Genomic DNA, 18,970 nt, shown 5'->3' on the forward strand with positions numbered 1-18,970 from the left:
TGTCGGTTCAGCCCTTGGTAGCGGAGTCGATGTCGGTGGAGGTGAAGTGGCGCTGGAACACGAGGAACAGGACCACCGCGGGGACGGCCAGGACGCAGGCCCCGGCCAGCAGGGCGCCGGCCGGGTTGGCGACCGTGCCCTGAAGGTTGGACAGGAAGCTCGCCAGCGAGACGGCGAGGGGCTGCATGTCGGCGTTCTTGGTGACAAGGAACGGCCACAGGAACTCGTTCCACGGACCGATGAACGTCAGGAGCAGCGCGGTCAGGATGGCCGGCTTGGCCATCGGAAGCGCGATCCGCCACAGGATCCGCAGCTCGCTCGCGCCGTCGATGCGCGCCGCCTCGAAGAGGGACTGCGGCATCTGCGAGAAGAACTGCCGGAACAGGAAGACGGCCGTGGAGTTGATCGCGAACGGCAGGATCATGCCGAGGTAGTTGTCGCCGAGCCCGTAGTCGCGGACCACGAGCACGTACAGCGGCAGGGTAAGGAGCTGGAACGGGATCATCTGCACCAGGAGCAGTGCCCCGAACACCGCGCCCTTGCCGCGGAACCTCAGCACCGCGAGCGCGTACCCGGCGAGCACACCGAAGACCAGTGTGCAGACCAGGACGCCGATCGTCATGATCCCGGAGTTCAGCAGCGAGCGGCCCAGCGAGATCGTGCTGTTGATGGCCGTGTAGTTGGCGCCGGTCAGGCCGGAGGGTACGGCCGCCGACAGATCGCCCGCCGTGACCTTCCGCAGGGAGCCGACGACCATGTAGTAGAAGGGGAAGAGGAAGACGACCGCGCCGAGCGACAGCAGCACGTAGCGCAGGGCCTTGCCACCGGTGAGCCTCATGTCAGTTGCCCCTCTCGGTGAGCTTGCGGGCGGCGAGCGAGACGACCATGACGAAGGCGATGAGGACGACGCCGAGCGCCGCCGCGACATCGGGATGCCCCTGCTCGATGCCCTTCTGGTACATCAGCAGCACCGGCGACGTGGACGCGTGGTCCGGGCCGCCGCCCCCGGTCAGCAGGTAGGGCTCGCTGAACATGTTGGCGCCGGTGATGATCGCGTAGATGACGACAAGCGTCGTCGCGGGACGCACGCCCGGCACGGTCACCGAGAAGAACTGCCGCACCTTGCCCGCGCCGTCCATGGCGGACGCCTCGTACAGCTCCTTGCCGACGTTCTGCAGCGCGGCGAGGTACAGCATCACGAAGAAGCCGAGCTGCTTCCAGGTCACGAAGACGGCGATCATCGGCATCGCGAGATGCGAGTTGACCAGCCATGACGGGTCCGGGGCGTGTGAGCCGAGCAGATGGTTGACGAAGCCGTCCGCACCGAAGAGGAACTGCCACACGGCGACGAGCGCGACGCTCGCCGTCACGTACGGGAGGTAGAACGCGGCGCGGAAGAACGCCCGCCCCCGTATCTTCGCGTTCAGCGCGGCGGCCAGGACCAGCGAGAGGCCCACGGTCAGCGGCACGTTGATGACCAGGAAGATCAGGATGTTCAGGAACGCCCGCCCGACCACCGGGTCGGTGAACACGTCCTTGTAGTTGGACAGGCCCACCCACGGCGCGTCCACATCGGTGCCGGGAGCCGTGAAGTAGAAGCGGTGGAACGACATCCACACCGTGTAGACCAGCGGGATCGCGAAGACCACGAGCAGGAACAGCACGTACGGCGACACGAACAGCGCTCCGACGCGTGCCCGCAGGTGGGCCTTGGGGGCGCTCATGACCGGTCTCCGTACTCGTTGAGCAGGTCGGTGATCTCGGAGGAGGCCTTGCGCAGGCCCGTGTCCGTGGACTCGCGGCCGAAGACGACCGACTTCGTCCACTGGTCGCGGAAGGCCTGCCAGATGTCGACCGAACCCGGCACGTTCGGCACCTCGACGACGCGCTCCGCCTGGTCCGCGAAGGCCTTGTACGTGGGGTGCTTCGCGAAGTAGTCCGCGTAGCGGGTGGTCAGGTCCTCGCGCATCGGCATCTGGCCGGTCGTCTCCAGGAACGTGCCGTCCTGCGCGCTCGACGTCGCGAATTTCAGCAGGTCCCAGGCCGTGCCCCGGTTCTCGCACGCGCTGAACATCGCCACCGACTTCTCGTCGCTGAACGAGTGCTTGCCCGTGCCGCCCTCGGCGGTCGGCACCGGCGCGACACCGATGTCCACGCTGTTCTTGTACGCGGAGATCGCCCACGGCCCGACGGTGGCCATCGCGGCCTTCCCGTCGTTGAGGGCGTCGCCGGGATACGCCTCCTGCGGCGCCAGCTTCTGCGCGTAGAGTTTCCGCCAGAACGCGGCGACCTGGCGGCCCGCCGACGAGTCGAAGCGCGGCTTGCCGTCCTCGATCAGCTGCTTGCCGCCGCTCTGCGCGGCGAACGCGGGATAGAAGTCGTACCAGGGCTGGAAGAAGTCACTGGAAGGCGACGGCCAGATCGCCGCCTTCGCGGCGCCGCTGCGCACCAGCGTCCGGGAGGTCTTCAGGAACTCCTCGTACGTGGCGAGCTTCGGGTGCTCCGGGTCGAGGCCGGCCTTCTTGAACAGCTTCTTGTTGTAGAGGATCATCACCGGGTTGCTCTTCCAGGGCAGTTGGTAGAACTTCCCGTCCGGTGACGTGTACTGCTCGGCGAGACCGCCGCTGCGCCCTGTCACGTAGGCCCGGCCGCCGGGGAAGTCGTCGAGGGGCACGAGCCCGTTCTGCTTCTGGAAGGTCGGCACCGCCGCGGGCGAGGTGTTGAAGGCCAGACAGGCACTCGTGCCCGCGATGATCGAGGCGCTGATCGCCTCCTCGGACGTCTTGCCCGCGGGGATCTGCTGGGCGGTGACGTGCTGATCGGGATGGCGCTCGTTCCACGCGGCCACCATCTGCCTGCCCCACCGCACCTCTTGGGCGTTGTTGGACAGCCAGACCTTGATGGGGCCGCGCGCGTCGGCGGCGACGGTCGCGTCGGGGGCGGCCCTGCCGCAGGCCGTCGCCGTCCCCGCGGCTACGAGCACGAGCAGCGCGGACGCCGTTCTCCTCAGCATGATGATCTCCGAACTGTTCACGCGCGGCCTCGTCGCCGTGCGCAATCGCCGGTCCGCGCGGGCGCGGCCGAAGTCTGGTGGAGCCCCGGTGGCTCAGTCGCGCGGCGCGGGACCGATGGAGGCGCGGGGGACGAACTCGGCGGGCGGCAGCGCCACGTGCGCCGCGTCCTCGTCCCCGGCGAGCACCGAATCCAGGGCGCGGGCCGCGGCCTCGCCCCAGCCTCGGGCGTCCGCGCGGGCCGAGGAGAGCGGCGGATAGCTGTAGCGGGTCAGCGGCGCGTCGTCGTAACCGACCACCGAGAGGCGCCCGGGGACCGGGACGCCCAGCTCCTGGGCGACCGAGAGCCCGGCCATCGCGGCCAGGTCGTTGCCGTAGACGATCGCGGTCGGCGGGGTGTCCAGCGCGAGCAGCTCGCGGGTGGCCCGGGCCCCGCCCTCGGCACTGAACCCGCCGGGCAGCACCGGTCCCTCGGGGAGGCCGAGCTCGCGCAGCGCCTGCTCCCAGGCGAGGCGGCGCCGGTGCGCGTGCCGGAACTCGCGGGGGCCCTCGACGTGCGCGATGCGCCGGTGGCCGAGCTCGGCGAGGCGGTGGACGGCGGCGGAGTAGGCGGGCTCGTCGTCGAGGCTCACCGTGGGCAGGCCGCCGCCCCACTCGGGCTGGCCCACCACCACGGCGGGCAGGCCGAGCCGGCGCATCAGCGGGGGCCGCGGGTCCTCGTGTCGCAGGTCGGTCAGGAGCACCCCGTCCACCTGGCGTTCGGCCGCGAGCCGTTCGTAGACCGAGCGCTCCTGCTCGGGCGTGGTCACGTGCACCATGAGGCCGTCGCCGCGCTGTCCGATGACGGCCTCGACGCCCGCGATGAACGCCGGGAAGAAGAGGTCCGCCCCGATCTGCTCCGGTTCGCGGGTCAGGACGAGGCCGAACGCCCCGGCCTTGCCGAGCGAGAGGGCGCGGGCCTGGCGGCTCGGCGTCCACCCGAGATCGGCGGCCGCCGCGAGCACCCGGGCCTTGGTGTCCTCCGCGATGCCGGGGCGGTCGTTGAGGGCGAAGGAGACGGTGGCGCGGGAGACCCCGGCGTGGCGTGCGACGTCCGCGATGGTGGGCTTGCGGGCCATGGCGTGCGGCGCTCCTCGGTGGTGGCCTCCAGGTGGATGTTCAAACCGGTTTGAACGGCCGAACGGCGTTGACTAAACCGGTTTGAACGTGAAGGCGTCAAGAGGTTGGCCGATGTGATCTGCGTCGCTGCGCCGCCGGGCGCCGGGGCTGTTCCGCGATCGCGCCGGCGGCCTCGCTCAACTCCCGCTGTGCGAGCGGCGGTTGAGGACGGCGACCGCCGTCAGGAGGGCGAGGAGCGCCCCGGCGAACCAGGTCATCGCCGAAGTCGCAGTGAGCGAGAGCGTGGCGAGGCCGAGGGCGACGGCGGGGCCGCTCAGGCCGAGATAGGCGACGAGGAACAGGCCCGCGAGCGCCTCGCCGCGCCGGGCGGGCGCCGCCATCGCGACCACGGCCCCGACCGCCGCCTTGAACAGCAGCCCCGCCCCGACGCCCGCGACCGCGCCGCCCACCAGGAACGCCGCCAGGTCGGCGGTGTGCATCCCGGCCACCAGCGTGAGGAATCCCGCGCCCTGCGCGAGCAGCCCCAGCGTCGACTTGGTCCGCGCCGCGAGGCGGTTGGTGAGGATCTGGGCGAGGGCCGCGCCCCCGAACACCAGGAACGAGATCGCGCCGGCCAGCAGATGCGACGGGTGGTGCAGGGCGTGTGCGACGAACCCGGCGGCGATCGACGAGAACAGGCCGAACACCGCGAAGGACGCGAACGCGGCGGCGGCCGCGGCCACATACCCGGCCCGGTCGCCGTGGTCGGCACTCACCCGCTGCGGCCGGTAGCGCGGCCTGACCGGCAGCTCGCGCACGGTCTCCGGGGTACGGGACACGGCCACCGCCACGGCCACGAGGAGCACGGCGAACATGAGATACGGCAGCCGCAGCGGAGCCGTCACGTACTGCGCGAGAAACCCGGACACCAGCGGGCCGAGGCCGAGTCCGCCGATGTTGGCCGCCGTCGCCACCGTCTCGAAGCGCTGCGGGGAGGCCGCGGGACGGTGCGCGGCGTGCAGCTCGGCGAGGTGCGCGGTGGCCGTCGCGCTGAGCATGCCGATACCGAGTCCGCTCACGAACCGGGCGACGAGCAGTACCGGCAGCTCCGGGCTCGACAGGAACAGCAGGGCGGCGAGGAGTTCGAGGCCGAGCGCAGGCAGCAGGATCTTCTTGCGCCCCACCCAGTCCGACACATGCCCGGCGAGCAGCAGGCTGACCACCACGCCCACCGCGTACACGGCGAAGACGACGGTGACCATGAACGTCGAGAAGCCGTCCCGCTCCTGGTACAGCGGGTACAGCGGGGTCGGCACCGTCGAGAACGCCATCGACGTGAGGAAGGCGAGCGCCACGGTCCAGAAGCCGATGCCGTGACGGCGTGCACCCACGGTGGGCCGGGCGGTGGGGGAGGGGGACGGGGTGCGGACGCGTGTCGGCGTGGCCATGCGGCAGAAGTCCGTTCGGCTGGAGGGGGAGGGCGGGCATGTCCCACTCTCCGCCCGTGCAGTCATCACGTCCAACGAATCGTCGAGCTCGCAACGATCGCGATCAGAGATGATTGATGGGAGGGTCGACGAGTGGAACTACGGCATCTCGAGTACTTCGTGGCGGTCGCCGAGGAGCAGAACTTCACCCGCGCCGCGGCCCGCCTGCACATCGTCCAGTCCGCGGTCTCCGCCGCGGTCAAATCGCTGGAGCGCGAACTGGACGCACGCCTCCTCGACCGCAATTCCAAACGGGTGCTGTTGACGGACGAGGGGCGGGCGCTGCTGCCCCGCGCCCGGATCGTCCTCGACGCGGCGCGCGATGCCGCCGACGCCGTCGCCGAGGTGCGCGGCGCGCTGCGCGGCACCCTGCGGCTCGGCACGCTCACGTCGATCCGGCTGATCGACCTGCCGGGCCTGCTGGGCGAGTTCCACCGCAGGCACCCCGGCGTCCAGGTGCAGATCACGGTCGCGCCGACCGGCTCCCAGGGGCATCTCGCGGCGCTCGCCGAACGCCGCCTCGACCTGGCCCTCGTGTCCCTGCCCGGGGCAAGCCCCGCCGAGGTCGAGCTGACGCCGCTCGCCGGTTCGACCCTCGACCTCGTGGTGCCGGCCGGGCATCCGCTTGCCGGGCGCGACAGCGTGGCGATCCGCGAACTGGCCGGGCTGCGGTTCATCGACTGCCCGGTGGGGTACGGCAACCGGTCCGTCGCCGACCGCGCCTTCGCCACGGCGGGCGTCCCGAGGCACGTCACCATCGAGATCACCGACCTCGCTACCAGCGCCGATTACGTCCGGGCGGGCCTCGGTGTGGCCCTGGTGCCGCGCTTCCTCGCCGACACCGCGCACGGCCTGACCGTGCTTCCCGTGACGGACGCGGACCTGGGCTGGACGCTGTACCTCGCGACCCCGGCCGACCGCCCGCCGAGCGCCGCGGCCCGCGCGCTCACGGACCTGCTGCGGGTTTCGGCCGCCGCGTCCGGATGACGGGCCGAAGACGGTCTTGAGACGCCTCTGGCATGTGCCATACGTTTGAATGCGCCGAGGGGGGTTACCCTCTTCAACGCCCCTGGCCCCCGGGCAACTTGGCTGTAGGCGCCACAGTCGCATCGCCGACAACGCGACTGTGGTACTCCGTCCGAAGAGTGCCGACTGGGGCTTCCTCCCGCGGTCCCACGGCGTCGTCGGACGGAACGGGCGAGGAAGTGCGCGAAGGGGAGCCGTGCTTTCTCGTGGGTGACCCCCGCCGATGTTCGCACGCGATTCCCGGCGGGGGTCACCGCTGTCCTTCCGGAGCGGCCGGGAGCGTCAGTGGCCGAAAGCCTCCTGCAGCCACCAAGCGCCCTCGTCGCGCGTCGTCTTGGCGTCGATCACCAGCGGCCGGTCCGGGGCGGCGAGCCACGCGGCGAGCGGGGTCAGATCGTCCGGCCCGGTCACCGTCAGGGCCGCGCAGCCGTAGCCGCGGGCGAGCGCCGCGATGTCCGTGTCGGGGAACGTGACCGTGGACAGGTCCGCCGCCTCTCCGGGGTGGCCGAAGTGGTGGACCTCCGCCCCGTACATGGCGTCGTTGTAGACCACCACGAGGAGCGGCAGGCCGAGGCGCACGGCCGTCTCCAACTCCGAGACGCCCATGAGGAATCCGCCGTCGCCGCAGGCCGCCACCGGGAGCCGGCCGGGCCGGGCGAGCGCCGCCCCGATCGCCGTGGACAGGCCGAGGCCGATCGACTGGAACGCCTGCGTGAAGCACAGCCCGTACTGGTCGGGCACGTCGAGGTACATGCTCGGGTAGCCCATGAAATTGCCCGAGTCGACGGCGACCGTGCGCTCGGCCGGGAGCATGCCGTTGAGTGCGAGCGTGAGCGTACGGGGATCGATGCGGCCGTCACCCGTGCCGTCCTCGAACGGGACCTGCGACCAACTCCCCTCCACGGCGAGGCGCTTGGCGACGTCCGGCGTGCGGTAGCCGGTTGCCGCCGGTTCGTCCGCCAGGAGCACGGCGACCTCGGTCGCGGCCTCCGTGACACCCGCCCACAGGCCCAGGTCGATGTCGCGGGTGCGGCCGAGAGCGTCGCGGTCGACGTCCACCTGGACCACCTTGGCGGTGTCAGAGATGAGGCGCCCGTGCCGCATGGTCCACATGTTCAGGGCGCAGCCCCAGCCCACGATCAGATCGGCGCCCGAGATGAGTTCGGCGGCCAGCGGCGTGGAGAAACCGCCCGCCACGTCCAGGCACCACTCCTCGCCCGGCCGCCCGTTGAACAGCCCGCGTGCCACCGCCGACGTCGCGAGCAGCGCGCCCGACCGCGAGGCGAGCGCCGCGAGCGCCTCACCGGCCTCGCCGGAACGGGCACCGCGACCGGCCACGAACACCGGGCGTTCGGCGCGGCGCAGCAGCTCGGCGAAGTCCTCCGCGTCGGCGGCGGCCGGGCGCGGCAGACCGGGCGCCGGGCGGCGCCGGGGCGCCACCGCGTCCTCGGGCAGCGCCTCGTCCTGTACGTCGATGGGGACGTTGAGGACCACCGTGCGGCGCTCCTCGGCGCACAGCCGGAACGCGCGGGTGACGTCGTCGAGGGCCGTGCGCGCGGAGCGGACCCGTGCCGACACCGCCCCGATGCCCTCCGCGACGGCCGGCTGATCGACGTGGAAGTTCGAGGTCCGCTCCGTCGCCTCCGCCGTCACGACCAGCAGCGGAGTGCGGCTCTTCGCGGCCTCGGCGACACCGGTCAGCGAGTTGGTGTAGCCGCAGCCCTGATGCACGGTGAGGACGGTGACCTCGCCGCTGGTGCGGGCATGGGCGTCCGCCATGACCGCGGCGCCGCCCTCGTGCCGCGCGGCGACGAAACGCGCGCCCGCGGCCACCAGGGCGCCCGTGACATGAAAATTGCCGCTGCCCACCACGCCGAACGCGGTGCGCACACCGAGCCGGTGGAGCTCGCGGCCGATGGCTTCCCGTACGAGCATGCTCACTTGCCTTCCGACGCGGGCACGAGCGCCAGGACGCGCGAAGGGCTGCCGGAGCCGCCGACGATGCGCAGCGGAGCGACCACGAGCACCGCGCCGACCGGCGGGAGTTCCCCGACGTTGCGGAGCTGCGTCACGCCGTACTTACCGTTGCCGAGCATGAAGTGGTGTACGGGGAAAGGCGGTTCGAAGCGGAACGCCTGCCCCGCGTCCGTGCCGACGGTCTCCACGCCGATCCCCACGATGCCGGCCTCCTCGGCCAGGTAGCGGGCGCACTCCGCGGTGAGACCGGGCGTGTGCGGGCCGTTGTCGTCGGCGTTGAGAAAGGCCGACTGGTCGTCGGAGCGGGTGTCCCAGCCGGTCCGGAACACCAGCCAGCCGCCCTCGGGCAGCGCGCCGTGCTCCCGCTCCCACGCCTTGAGCTCGTCCAGGCCCAGCAGGTAGTCGGGGTCCTTGGCACACTCGGCCGACCTGTCCACCACCGCGGCGGGCCCCACGAGCCGCGCCGCCGGCACACTGCCCACGTCCTCCAGGTCACGGCCGGACGACCAGTGCACCGGCGCGTCGAAGTGGGTGCCCACGTGCTCGCCGGTGTGGATGTGGTTCTGGAAGGAGATCTCGCCCGGGTCGTCCCAGTCGTTGAGCTTCTCCAGCTCGAAGCGGGGTATCGGGTGCATCGGCTCGGGCAGCGGAAGGATCGGCGTCCCGGACGACAGCGGGGCGGTGAGATCGACGACGCGGAGCGAACCGTCGGCGAGCGAGGTGATCAGGTCGGTGGCGGCGGAGGTGTGCGGACGTGATGTCATGGCGGACATCATCAATCCTCCGGGTGCCGGAGCGATACCTCCCCCCCCACACACGGAAGCTCGGCTGAACCTGAACCCGGGGGCTCAGCCCATGCTCTTCGAGCCGTCGAGGGACTCTCGGATGATGTCGGCGTGGCCCGCGTGCTGCGCGGTCTCCGCGACGATGTGCATCAGTACGCGACGCACGGACCACTGCGCGCCCGGCTCGTTCCAGGGAGCCTTGGGCAGCGGCCACCTGCGGTCCAGATCGGGCAGGGTCGTCACCAGCTCGTCGGTCCTGGCGGCGGCCTTCTCGTACGCGGCCAGCACACCGGCCAGCGTCTCGTCGGGCAGCAACCGGAAGGTGTCCGCACGGGCGGCGAAGTCCGCCTCGGTCATCGCCGTGAAGTCCGGCATGGCGGAGGGGCCTTCGAGCATGAAGCCCACCCAGCCCTGCTCGACCTCGGTGACGTGCTTGATCAGACCGCCCAGACACAGCTCGCTCGCCGTCGTCCGCTGCCGGGCCTGGTCGTCCGTCAGGTCCCGCGTGGTGAAGGTCAGGAAGTGCCGCTGCTTGGCCAGCGCCTCCAGAAGGTCGGCGCGCTCGCCGGTGCCGGTGGGGGCGCTGCTGGTCGACTCGTTGCTGGTCATGGTGTCCGCCTCTCCCGCGGGAATGCCCGCTCGCTGTTCGGTGCCGTCACAGTAATCACCAAGTAGGTCAGGTCACGTCCTACTTCGTCCCGCATGGCTCACCTCATCCGTCGACGGCCGTCCTGCACGCCAGATGCAGCGCCAGACGCTCGTCCGGGTCCGCGAGATCCACGCTCAGGAGCTGCTGTACGCGGGCGATGCGCGCCGCGACCGTGTTGCGGTGCACACCGAGCACCGCGGCGGTCTCGGCCGTGGAGGACTCCGCGTCGAGATACGCCGTGAGGGTGCGCACCAGGTCGCCGGGCTCGCCGGACAGCGGTTCGAGCAGGGAGCGGGCAGCGGGCTGGAAGGTGTCCGTGCGGGTCCAGGCGAGGAGCAGCTGGGCGAGGCCGAGGCGGTCGACGTGGAAGAAGCGTCCGCTGGTCTCCCGGCCCTGCGCCAGGCGCGCCGCGTCGGCCGCCTCGCCCAGGCTGCGGGCGATGCCGGCCGGGCCCGGATGGGCGCGCCCCACCCCCACGTACGCGTGCACCACCTCCGGCAGGCGGCGCTGCACGCGGCGCACCGCGGCGGCGTGCCGCTCGATGTCGCTGGTCGACGGCTCCTGGTCGGCGCTGGTCCAGGCGGACCAGCCGTCGCCCTGCTCGACGACCTGCGCGCCGAGCCGCTCCGCCGCGAACGCGTCGGTGACCTCGGCGCGCAGACCCGCCACGTCCACGTCGGGCCCCGTCCCGATGCGGATGCCGGTGTGCCAGCCGTCGAGCCGCCAGCCGAACTCGACCGCATGCCGGCGCACCGCGTCCGGGATCTCACCGCCCGCCGGGCGCAGCAACTCGCCCAGCAGAGAGGTGCGGTGACGGGCGCTGCGCTCCAGATCGAGACGGCGCAGCGCGAGACGTTCCCGTACGGCGCCGGACGCCACCTCCAGGGCTGCCGCCACCGCGTCGGCCTCGGGGGCCAGCCGGGCGGGCAGGCGCACGGCGAGGCGGGGACCGGCGCGTTCCGTGTCGACGGGATGGGTCAGGAGTCGGGCGCCGCCGGGGAGGTCGATCGGGCGGGGGAGCGGCGGACCGGTCAACTGCCGTGCCACGGTGTCCTGTTCGGCGGTCTCCACGGTGACCGGGGCGCCCGCAAGGTGGCGGGCGTCCGCGGTGAGCAGGGCGACCGGGCGGTGCAGCAGCGTGCCCAGGTCGGTGAGCAGCGCGTCCACGGACTCGTCCGCCCTGGCGCACACCTGCGCGGTGCGCAGCGCCGACTCGGCGCGCAGCAGCCCCGGTTCGGCGGTCATCCGCTCCAGCGCGAGGTACGCGGCGAGCGGGTCGGGGGAGCCGAGGACGGGCAGCCGCAGCCGCTCGGCGAGCAGCGCCGACGACATGCGCGGCGCTGCCACCCCCGGCACGAGCAGCGCCGCGACACCCGCGCCGTGCGCACGGCGCAGCAGCGCGTCCAGCCGCCAGTCACCCCGGTCCGCACCGGACAGGAGCACGAGAAGCCCGTCGACGGTCTCCTCGGGCAGCGGATGCGCCAAGTCCTGTGCCACTACGGGGTGTTGGACGATACGGGTGTCCTCGGGGCCCGCGAGGAGGACGACGTCGCGCCATGTGGGGTGAGCGAGCATCGCGGAGAGGGGGACACCGGCGGAGGAGCCACTTCGCGTGGGACCGGTCATGTCGTCGCCGCCTCGAATCCGACGACCCCCGAGTCCAGGCCGAACGCGCGGGGCGACACATACGGTTCCGTGTCGGGCCGCCGCCAGAACGCCGGGCCCGGCAGCGTCGCCGCGACGACCTCCTGCCCGGGACGGACCCGGTCGATGGCGAGGGGCAGCGCCGTGCGCCGGTCCAGGAGGCAGATCACGTCGGGGACGGTCGCCGCGACCTCGCCGTCGCGCAGGGCCAGCAGGATCTCGTTCTCGGTCTCCAGGCGGACGACCGTGCCGGACGTGGCGTCGGTGACCGTGACACTGCCGCGGCCGAAGCCGGGCCCCTCGCTGCGCGCGACCTCCCGGATCCGGCCCGCCGCGAGCACCTTGCAGCCGAGCGCGGCCTCCACGGCGCCCCGGTCCGGGCGGTGCGGGAGCGCCGCGTGCGCGCGGCCCAGAGCAAGGGCGCGGGTGAGGGAGCCGTCCACGCAGGCGTCGCGCACCTCGCCCAGCCGCACCGGGGCGAGCGCGAGCGCGGCCCAGCCGCCCGCCGCCGCGAGGAAGCCGCGGACCGTGCGTTCCAGGCCGCGGGCGTCCGTACGGTCCACCACCAGGATCTGACCGCCCGGTTCGGCCAGCGCGCACGGGGTGACCGGGAGGCCGCGCACCGCCCAGCTCAGCTGGTCCAGCCGGGGCAGCGCGCGGCCCATCAGGTCGACGTCGACCACGGGGAGGCCGAGGTCGAGGGCCGCCAGGAGCACCGTGAGGGCGTTGGGGCCGCCGGCCTCCACGGCCATCAGGGCGTCCGGGGCGGGGCTGCCGGTCCAGCGGGTGACCGCGGTGATCGCCTCGCGGAACTCCTGGCCGTTCGGCAGCTTCTCGCTCAGTACGTTCACCGCGCCCACGACACCGACCGGGACGGTCACGGGGTCGTGGGGGCCGGGTTCGTGCCAGGTCACCGTGCCGGTGCCGCCCAGGGCGCGCCGCAGCATCGACGCGAATGCCGCGGCGTCGCCGCCTCCGCCGCAGCCGAGGACGTTCACGCCCGTTACCAGGGGGTCGACGTCGGCGGAGGTGATCGTTTGTGGCACGCGGTGATTGTCTCAGCGGGTGCCCGGTCCTGCGCCTCGGGGCTCCGCCCCGGACCCCGCTGGCTCTGGTCCCGAGGCGGGTCTCCATATGGTGACCCTGCCCCGAGGCCGTAGGTCTGCTCAATCGGCGCAGGGGCTCTAGACGGGCAGCTTCTCCTCCACCGGCTGAAAGGCGAACGGGAGGCCGAAGCAGGAGGGCCCGAAGACCTCCAGTGCCTCCGGCGTCCGCATGATCTCCGGCGCCGCGATGCCGATCACCGTCACCCGCTGGCCGTAGCGAAGCGCCTCCGTGGTGATGGGTTCGCCCGTGTCCGCCTCCAGGACGCACACCAGGTCCGGGACCACACAGATCGGCTCGCCGTCGCGCAGCGCCGCCAAGTGCTCGTTCTGGAAACGGAGTTCGAGCCCCGATGCGCCCTCGAACGCCGCGAACGTGGCGCGGCCCCGCGCGAAACCACCCTCCGTGCGCCGCTCCACATCGGTCACCTTGCCGCGGAACAGCACCCGCAGGTGACCGTAGATCGTGCCCTCCACCGCCTCGCCGAGCGCCTCCACCGGGTCGCGGTGCGCCTCGCGTGCCTCACGGACCGCCCGGCCGAGCGACAGGGCCAGGGTCAGGGTGCGGGGCACCGCCGTGCGCTTGAGCTGTTCCCCGGTCATGGAGTACTCGGCGATCGCGGCGCCGCCGCCGAGCCCGACCGTGATCCGGCGCGCCAGGTCCTCCAGGCGCTTGGTGTCCTTGCCGGTGTCGAACACGCAGGTCTCGCCGTGCTCGCCGGCCATCGCGAGCGGCGAGGCCGGGATCCCGTACACGTGGAAGGTCTCCATCTGGAGTTCGGGGAAGGCGCGCCCCATGCCGTCCGCGTCGACGACCGGCAGTCCCGTGCGGGCCGCGACGATCAGCGGGATCAGCGAGTTGCTGCCACCGCACTCGATGGGCATCGTCGCGTCCGCCGTCCGTCCGGTGAACGCCTCCAGGGCGCGCAGCGCGGCCACCGGTTCGTCGGCGCCCGGCAGCTTCTCGACCATCACGGTCGGCGCGCCCATGTTCGCGACCGGGACGACGAACGCGTCGTCGGCCACCTCGTCCGGGTCGAGGACGGTCACGGGACCGTGCTCGCGCATCGCCTCGCGCACCAGCAGGCGGCCGATGGTCGGATCGCCGCCGCCTCCGGTGCCGAGGATCGCGGCGCCGCGCGCCAGGTCGTCCAGCTGCTCGGGGCCCAGGGTCCAGCTCATGTGCTCGTGCTCTCCTTACGTGGGTGGGGCGGGGCTCAGCCGACCTGTTGCAGGTCGCCCACGGCCTTGCAGCGGATGCGGGTGGCGTTGCCGGGCAGATAGGGGACGGGGACCTCGTCGAACTCGACGATCCGCACCCCGGAGGGGTTGGCGCCGGCCGCGACGGCCCGGTCGACCGCCTCCTGCCGCGCCTCGTCGAGCACGGCCTCGCGGCGCCCCGCATCGATCGCGTAGACCCGGTCGACCTCGCCGCCGACCTGCGCGATGGCCGCGCCAATCGCGTTCGCGACCGCGAAGTGGTCGGGGCGGTGCACCGCCCCGGAGCCCGGGAGGGTGTCGGGGAGCAGGACGGAACCGCCGCCCACCGCGACCACCGGCAGCGGCTCGGGCGACGTCCGCATCGACTCGACCGCGCGCGCCACGTCGGCGGCGATGGTGTCGAGCGCCTCCTTGACCACGCGCGCGTCCAGGTGGGCGACGGCCGAGCGGTCGCCGATGTCGGTGAGCCCCGCCGCGACCGCGACATCGGTGGCGGTCAGCGTGGAGCCGCCGAACACCAGGGCCTCGTCCGTGAGCCGGTAGCCGACCGAGCGCGGGCCGACCGTGACCCGGCCGCCGTCCGTGACGACCAGCGAGCCGCCGCCGATGCCGATGCTGTGCACGTCCGGCATGCGGAAGTTGGTGCGCACCCCCGCCACGTCCACGGCCGTCCCCGCCTCGCGCGGGAAGCCCTGCGTGAGCACGCCGACATCGCTCGTCGTGCCGCCGACGTCGACGACCGCGCAGGTGTCGAGGCCGGACAGCACCGCGGCGCCGCGCATCGAGTTCGTCGGGCCGGAGGCGAACGTGGCGACCGGGTAGCGGCGCGCGTACTCCAGGTCCATCAGCGTGCCGTCGTTCTGGCTGAGATACAGCGGCGCGGTGATGCCGAATCCGGCGACCGCCCCGGCGAGGCCGTCGACGATCCCGGCGGCCAGCTCGCGCAGCGCCGCGTTCACGGCCGTCGCGTTCTCCCGCTCCAGGAGGCCGATGCGGCCGATCTCGTGGGACAGCGACAGTGCCACAGACGGGCCCAGCTCGGCGCTCAGGATCTCCGCCGCGCGCACCTCGAACTCGTCGCTGACCGGCGAGAACACCGAGGAGATCGCCACCGACCTGACGCCGTGCGCGGCCATGTCGGCGGCGTGCCGGCGCAGCTCGTCCTCGTCCAGGTCGGCGATCTTCCGCCCGTCGAACTCGTGCCCGCCGTGCGCCAGGTAAGGGCGTCCGGCCACCGCCCGCGTCAGCCGCTCCGGCCAGTCCACGAACGGGGGCAGCGCGGACGTCGCGGGCAGGCCGAGGCGGAGCGCCGCCGTCGGGGCGAGTCCCCGCGCCTCGACGAGCGCGTTGAGGAAGTGGGTGGTGCCGATCATCACGGCGCCGACCGCCGCCGGGTCGAAGGCGTGCTGCGCGTGCAGCGCCTTGAGCGCGGCCACGATGCCCGACGTGACGTCCTGGCTGGTCGCGGACTTGGTGGTGGCGAGCACCAGCGGTCCTTCGAGCAGGACGGCGTCGGTGTTGGTGCCGCCGACATCGATTCCGATACGCACGGAACTGGCTCCTTAGCGGGAGGCGCCGCTGGAGGCGGCGGAGACGTGAGGGGTCTGGGAGGCGGGGGAGTCCTCGGTGGCTGCGCCCCGGTCCCCATCGGACACCGGCGCACCGGCTCCCATGTCGCGGGACACACCGACGCCGCGGACCAGGCCGAGCCGGCCGAGTACGACGTAGGCGACGAACGCGAAGACGACCGAGTTGATACTGGGCAGGCCCCAGTCGACGAACTCGCCGACGCAGAAGGCGAGCACCCACACCACGATCGTCGCCGGGACCCAGGTCGGCGCGGTCGCGGGCAGCGTGCCCGCGGCCCGCGAGGCCTCCAGGTCGCCGCGCCACCGCTTGACCACGAAGTACTCGGCGATCATCACGCCGGCGATGGGCGGGAAGGCGACGCCGAGCAGCGTCAGGAAGTCGGCGAACCGGTCGAGGATGCCGGCGGCCGCGAGCAGGCTGCCGACGACACCGAGCAGGACGGTGACGGTGGCGCGGTTCACCTTGCGGCCGAAGACCGACTCGATGAAGTTCACGACGCCGAGACCCGAGCTGTACAGGTTCCAGTCGTTGATCTTCAGCGCGCCCATGATCACGACGAGCGTGCCGACCCAGCCCACCGAGGACACGGCGATGGCGGTCACGTCGGCGGAGCGGGTGGCGTGCGCGAGGAGCACACCGGCGAGCCCGACCACGTACTCACCGAGCGAGATGCCCACCACGGTCTGCTTGACGACGTCGGCGGTGGTGCGGTTGAAGCGGGTCATGTCGGGCGTGATGATGGCGCCCGCGATGGCGCCGCCGGCCACCAGCGTCGTGCCCTGCACCAGGGACAGGCTCGGTCCCGGCGGTGCGGAGGCGACCAGGTGCCCGATGTCGTAGCGCGCCAGCTCGTGCACCGTGGACCAGCCGACGAGCAGCAGGAACGCGGGCACGGTGACGTACGCCGCCCAGTTCATGGAGCCGAAGCCCCACAGCACGACGGCCGTCACACCGAGCCCGAACAGGACCGACCACACCGGCGCGGGGAACACCCCGACGAGCCCGGCCAGCGCGTCGGCCGAGATCGCCGACTGGATGCCGAACCAGCCGATGAGGCTGAGCGCGATGGCGAGCCCGATCAGCGAGGACCCGACGCGCCCGAACCCGGTCCAGCGTGCGAGCACGGACGTCGGAAGCCCCTCGCGTACGCCGATGATCCCCACGAAGATCGACAGCACCTCGACGATCACGGAGCCGAGGGTGAGTGCCCAGAACGCCGTCCAGAAGTCCATCCCGAAGCCCAGCGTCGCCCCGAGCACGAACTGGCTGAGCCCGGAGATCTGCCCGAAACGCTGCAGGGCTACGGACCACCAGCTGTAACGGGCGGTGGTGGGCACTCTGGTCAGGGCGTGATCGTCCACCCCGACGGCGCGTGCGGCGGCCATCGAACCTCCAAGCGACTGCGGTTGCCCGCACGCTACGGCGGTCGCCGGAGGGGCGGGGTGGGCGCAGTGCCCGGTGGGGCGAAGGTGGCTGTGCAGAGTGCACGGTGAGGATTCGGGGTGTGCCAGGGGCGCATGCCTCGTGGTTCAGGCCGGCGTCTCAGGGTGGTGGCTCGTGTGGGGGTTCAGGGGCGGCGTCCCGTGCAGCCCACGATGCGGTCCATCAGCGGCGCGTCGTCAGGTGTCTCGACCGGTGGCCCCCACAGCTCCGGGAGGGGTGCCGCCGTCAGGAAGCTGGAGACATGGTCGTGGCAGGCGCGCAGCGTCTCCTCGGGCAGGTCGAAGGGCAGGCCGGTGGCCCGGGCGAGGTCCCAGCCGTGCACCACCATCTCGGTGAGCGCGATCTTTCCCCATGTGTCGTTCGGCAGTGTGAACCCCGGCCCGTCCGACTCGCCCTGCCAGGCCTCCGGGTCGTCCCACGCGTCGCCGAGCGCCCGCACGCTCTTCACCGTGCTCTCCCGCCGGTCGCCGGGCTCGGCGGGCAGGGGCGCTTCCTTGCGGGCGAAGCCGGTGAAGGCCCGCGCCGCGTCGTCGACATGGGCGATGAGCTCGCGCACGGAGTACTCGGAGCAGGGGGTGGGCGCTGACAGATCTTCGTCGGTCACGGCGGTCAGTACCTCGGTCATCCGGCCGCAGGCCGGCTTCAGGTCGATCACGGGAATTCCTCCTCGGACGGCACACGGTGGTGATACCGGTGCAGACCGGATCCAGGGCCCGAACTCATCGGCGCACCCGGACTGTTGTGTGTGAGGCTGTGGTCATGGACGACACACACGGCGAACTCCGCGACAGGCTGCAGACCGACCGCCCGCACTCCGCCCGGGTGTGGAACTACCTGCTGGGCGGCAAGGACAACTACCCGGTGGACAGCGAGGTCGGCGAGGCCATCCTCGCCACGTTCCCCGAGTTCGCCACCGTCGCCCGGCTGCAGCGGCAGTTCCTCGTGCGCGCCGTGCGGTACCTGGCGGGCGAGGCGGGCATCCGGCAGTTCCTCGACATCGGCACGGGCCTGCCCACCGCCGACAACACGCACGAGGTCGCCCAGCGCATCGCCCCGGACAGCCGGATCGTGTACGTCGACAACGACCCGCTGGTGCTGACGCACGCGCGGGCCCTGCTCACCAGCACGCCCGAGGGGGCCTGCGCGTATCTGGACGCCGATGTGCGGGACCCGGAGCGGATCCTGGTCCAGGCGCGCGAGACCCTGGACTTCGACCGGCCGATCGGGCTGACCCTGCTCAGCATCATGGGGCAGCTGTCCGACGAGGACCGCCCCGAAGCTGTGGTGTCCGCGCTGCTCGACGCGCTCCCGTCCGGCAGCTACGTCGCGCTGACCGACGGCACGGACACCAACGACGCGCTGAACAGCGCCGTCGCCGGCTACAACGAGCAGTCGGTGCACACTTATCACCTGCGGTCACCGGAGCGGATCGCCGCGTTCTTCGAGGGCCTCGACCTCGTGGAGCCGGGAGTCGTGCACACATCGGCCTGGCGCCCGGACCCGGACGCCCCGCGGCCCGAGGCATCCGCGGTCGAGGCGGCGATGTGCGGGGTGGGGCGCAAGGCGTGAGAGCGCCCCAGAGGTGGGGCGCGGCTACTACTTGCGCTCCACCTCCACGAAGGCCAGCGGGGCCTGCCCCGCGTTGACGACCTCGTGCTCGCTGCCCGCCGACCGCGCGTAGGAGCGGCCCGAGACCAGCTCGTTGCGCGTGACCGTGCCGTCCGGGGTGATGACATCGGTCTCGCCGTCCGTCACCGGGACCACGACGTAGTCATACTCGTGCACGTGGCGGCCGGTGCTCTGCCCCGGCTCGAAGTCCCAGCGGGTGACCCGCGTGCGCTCGTCCTCGTGCTGCACGGTGGCGCGGGCGGTGGTGGTCATGTCTCACGGCTCTTTCGTCGGGCGGAACGGCGGCGACGGGGATCGTCGCCGCAGG

The 18,970-nt window shown here is 72.3% G+C and carries 17 protein-coding genes; 2 read left to right on the plus strand and 15 right to left on the minus strand.

Going from position 1 to position 18,970, the window contains the following annotated elements; genetic code table 11:
- Positions 1 to 7: 7 nt before the first annotated feature.
- From ACFV9W_RS10735 to ACFV9W_RS10755, 5 genes are all read right to left on the minus strand, one after another.
- The gene (locus ACFV9W_RS10735) at positions 8 to 838 is read right to left on the minus strand and encodes a carbohydrate ABC transporter permease (RefSeq protein WP_385757799.1); all 831 of its coding nucleotides are present in this window, start codon (positions 836 to 838) and stop codon (positions 8 to 10) included.
- Between the two features lies 1 nt (position 839).
- On the minus strand, positions 840 to 1,724 hold the full coding sequence (locus ACFV9W_RS10740) for a carbohydrate ABC transporter permease (protein ID WP_385757802.1): 885 nt from the start codon (positions 1,722 to 1,724) through the stop codon (positions 840 to 842).
- Complete coding sequence (locus ACFV9W_RS10745; RefSeq protein ID WP_385757805.1) at positions 1,721 to 3,013, minus strand: extracellular solute-binding protein; 1,293 nt, start codon at positions 3,011 to 3,013, stop codon at positions 1,721 to 1,723. Before ACFV9W_RS10745 ends, ACFV9W_RS10740 begins: the two co-directional genes overlap by 4 nt.
- 93 nt (positions 3,014 to 3,106) lie before the next feature.
- Entirely contained in the window at positions 3,107 to 4,129 is a 1,023-nt protein-coding gene (locus ACFV9W_RS10750) for a LacI family DNA-binding transcriptional regulator (protein WP_385757808.1), read from the minus strand.
- Positions 4,130 to 4,306: 177 nt separating this feature from the next.
- Positions 4,307 to 5,557, minus strand: a complete 1,251-nt coding sequence (locus tag ACFV9W_RS10755) for an MFS transporter (RefSeq protein ID WP_385757811.1) — start codon at positions 5,555 to 5,557, stop codon at positions 4,307 to 4,309.
- Between the two features lie 132 nt (positions 5,558 to 5,689).
- On the opposite strand from ACFV9W_RS10755, the gene ACFV9W_RS10760 reads away from it, so the two are divergent.
- Positions 5,690 to 6,583 (plus strand): LysR family transcriptional regulator, encoded by an 894-nt coding sequence (locus tag ACFV9W_RS10760; protein WP_385757814.1) that lies wholly within the window; start codon positions 5,690 to 5,692, stop codon positions 6,581 to 6,583.
- Positions 6,584 to 6,904: 321 nt separating this feature from the next.
- On the opposite strand, the gene ACFV9W_RS10765 is transcribed toward ACFV9W_RS10760, so the two are convergent.
- From ACFV9W_RS10765 to ACFV9W_RS10805, 9 genes are all read right to left on the minus strand, one after another.
- On the minus strand, positions 6,905 to 8,557 hold the full coding sequence (locus tag ACFV9W_RS10765) for a thiamine pyrophosphate-binding protein (protein ID WP_385757817.1): 1,653 nt from the start codon (positions 8,555 to 8,557) through the stop codon (positions 6,905 to 6,907).
- A 2-nt stretch (positions 8,558 to 8,559) separates the two neighbouring features.
- A complete protein-coding gene (locus ACFV9W_RS10770) occupies positions 8,560 to 9,363 on the minus strand; it encodes a cyclase family protein (RefSeq protein ID WP_385757820.1) in 804 nt (267 codons plus the stop codon).
- 84 nt (positions 9,364 to 9,447) lie between these two features.
- The gene (locus tag ACFV9W_RS10775; protein ID WP_385757822.1) at positions 9,448 to 9,993 is read right to left on the minus strand and encodes a DinB family protein; all 546 of its coding nucleotides are present in this window, start codon (positions 9,991 to 9,993) and stop codon (positions 9,448 to 9,450) included.
- A gap of 103 nt (positions 9,994 to 10,096) precedes the next feature.
- Complete coding sequence (locus tag ACFV9W_RS10780; protein WP_385757824.1) at positions 10,097 to 11,659, minus strand: PucR family transcriptional regulator; 1,563 nt, start codon at positions 11,657 to 11,659, stop codon at positions 10,097 to 10,099.
- On the minus strand, positions 11,656 to 12,723 hold the full coding sequence (locus tag ACFV9W_RS10785) for a DUF917 domain-containing protein (RefSeq protein ID WP_385757827.1): 1,068 nt from the start codon (positions 12,721 to 12,723) through the stop codon (positions 11,656 to 11,658). The genes ACFV9W_RS10780 and ACFV9W_RS10785 overlap by 4 nt, the downstream gene beginning before the upstream one ends.
- A 138-nt stretch (positions 12,724 to 12,861) precedes the next feature.
- On the minus strand, positions 12,862 to 13,962 hold the full coding sequence (locus ACFV9W_RS10790; RefSeq protein WP_385757830.1) for a DUF917 domain-containing protein: 1,101 nt from the start codon (positions 13,960 to 13,962) through the stop codon (positions 12,862 to 12,864).
- 35 nt (positions 13,963 to 13,997) lie between these two features.
- Entirely contained in the window at positions 13,998 to 15,551 is a 1,554-nt protein-coding gene (locus ACFV9W_RS10795) for a hydantoinase/oxoprolinase N-terminal domain-containing protein (protein ID WP_385757833.1), read from the minus strand.
- Between the two features lie 12 nt (positions 15,552 to 15,563).
- The gene (locus ACFV9W_RS10800; RefSeq protein ID WP_385757836.1) at positions 15,564 to 16,976 is read right to left on the minus strand and encodes a purine-cytosine permease family protein; all 1,413 of its coding nucleotides are present in this window, start codon (positions 16,974 to 16,976) and stop codon (positions 15,564 to 15,566) included.
- A gap of 182 nt (positions 16,977 to 17,158) precedes the next feature.
- Positions 17,159 to 17,689: a TIGR03086 family metal-binding protein gene (locus tag ACFV9W_RS10805; protein ID WP_385757839.1), complete on the minus strand. Its 531-nt coding sequence runs from the start codon at positions 17,687 to 17,689 to the stop codon at positions 17,159 to 17,161.
- A 104-nt stretch (positions 17,690 to 17,793) separates the two neighbouring features.
- On the opposite strand from ACFV9W_RS10805, the gene ACFV9W_RS10810 reads away from it, so the two are divergent.
- The gene (locus ACFV9W_RS10810; RefSeq protein ID WP_385757842.1) at positions 17,794 to 18,603 is read left to right on the plus strand and encodes an SAM-dependent methyltransferase; all 810 of its coding nucleotides are present in this window, start codon (positions 17,794 to 17,796) and stop codon (positions 18,601 to 18,603) included.
- A gap of 27 nt (positions 18,604 to 18,630) precedes the next feature.
- Here the strand turns inward: ACFV9W_RS10810 and ACFV9W_RS10815 are convergent, their stop codons facing one another.
- Complete coding sequence (locus ACFV9W_RS10815; RefSeq protein ID WP_385757845.1) at positions 18,631 to 18,915, minus strand: cupin domain-containing protein; 285 nt, start codon at positions 18,913 to 18,915, stop codon at positions 18,631 to 18,633.
- Positions 18,916 to 18,970 lie beyond the last annotated feature (55 nt).

It is taken from the genome of Streptomyces sp. NPDC059897 (genome assembly GCF_042730865.1).
Taxonomy (GTDB): domain Bacteria; phylum Actinomycetota; class Actinomycetes; order Streptomycetales; family Streptomycetaceae; genus Streptomyces.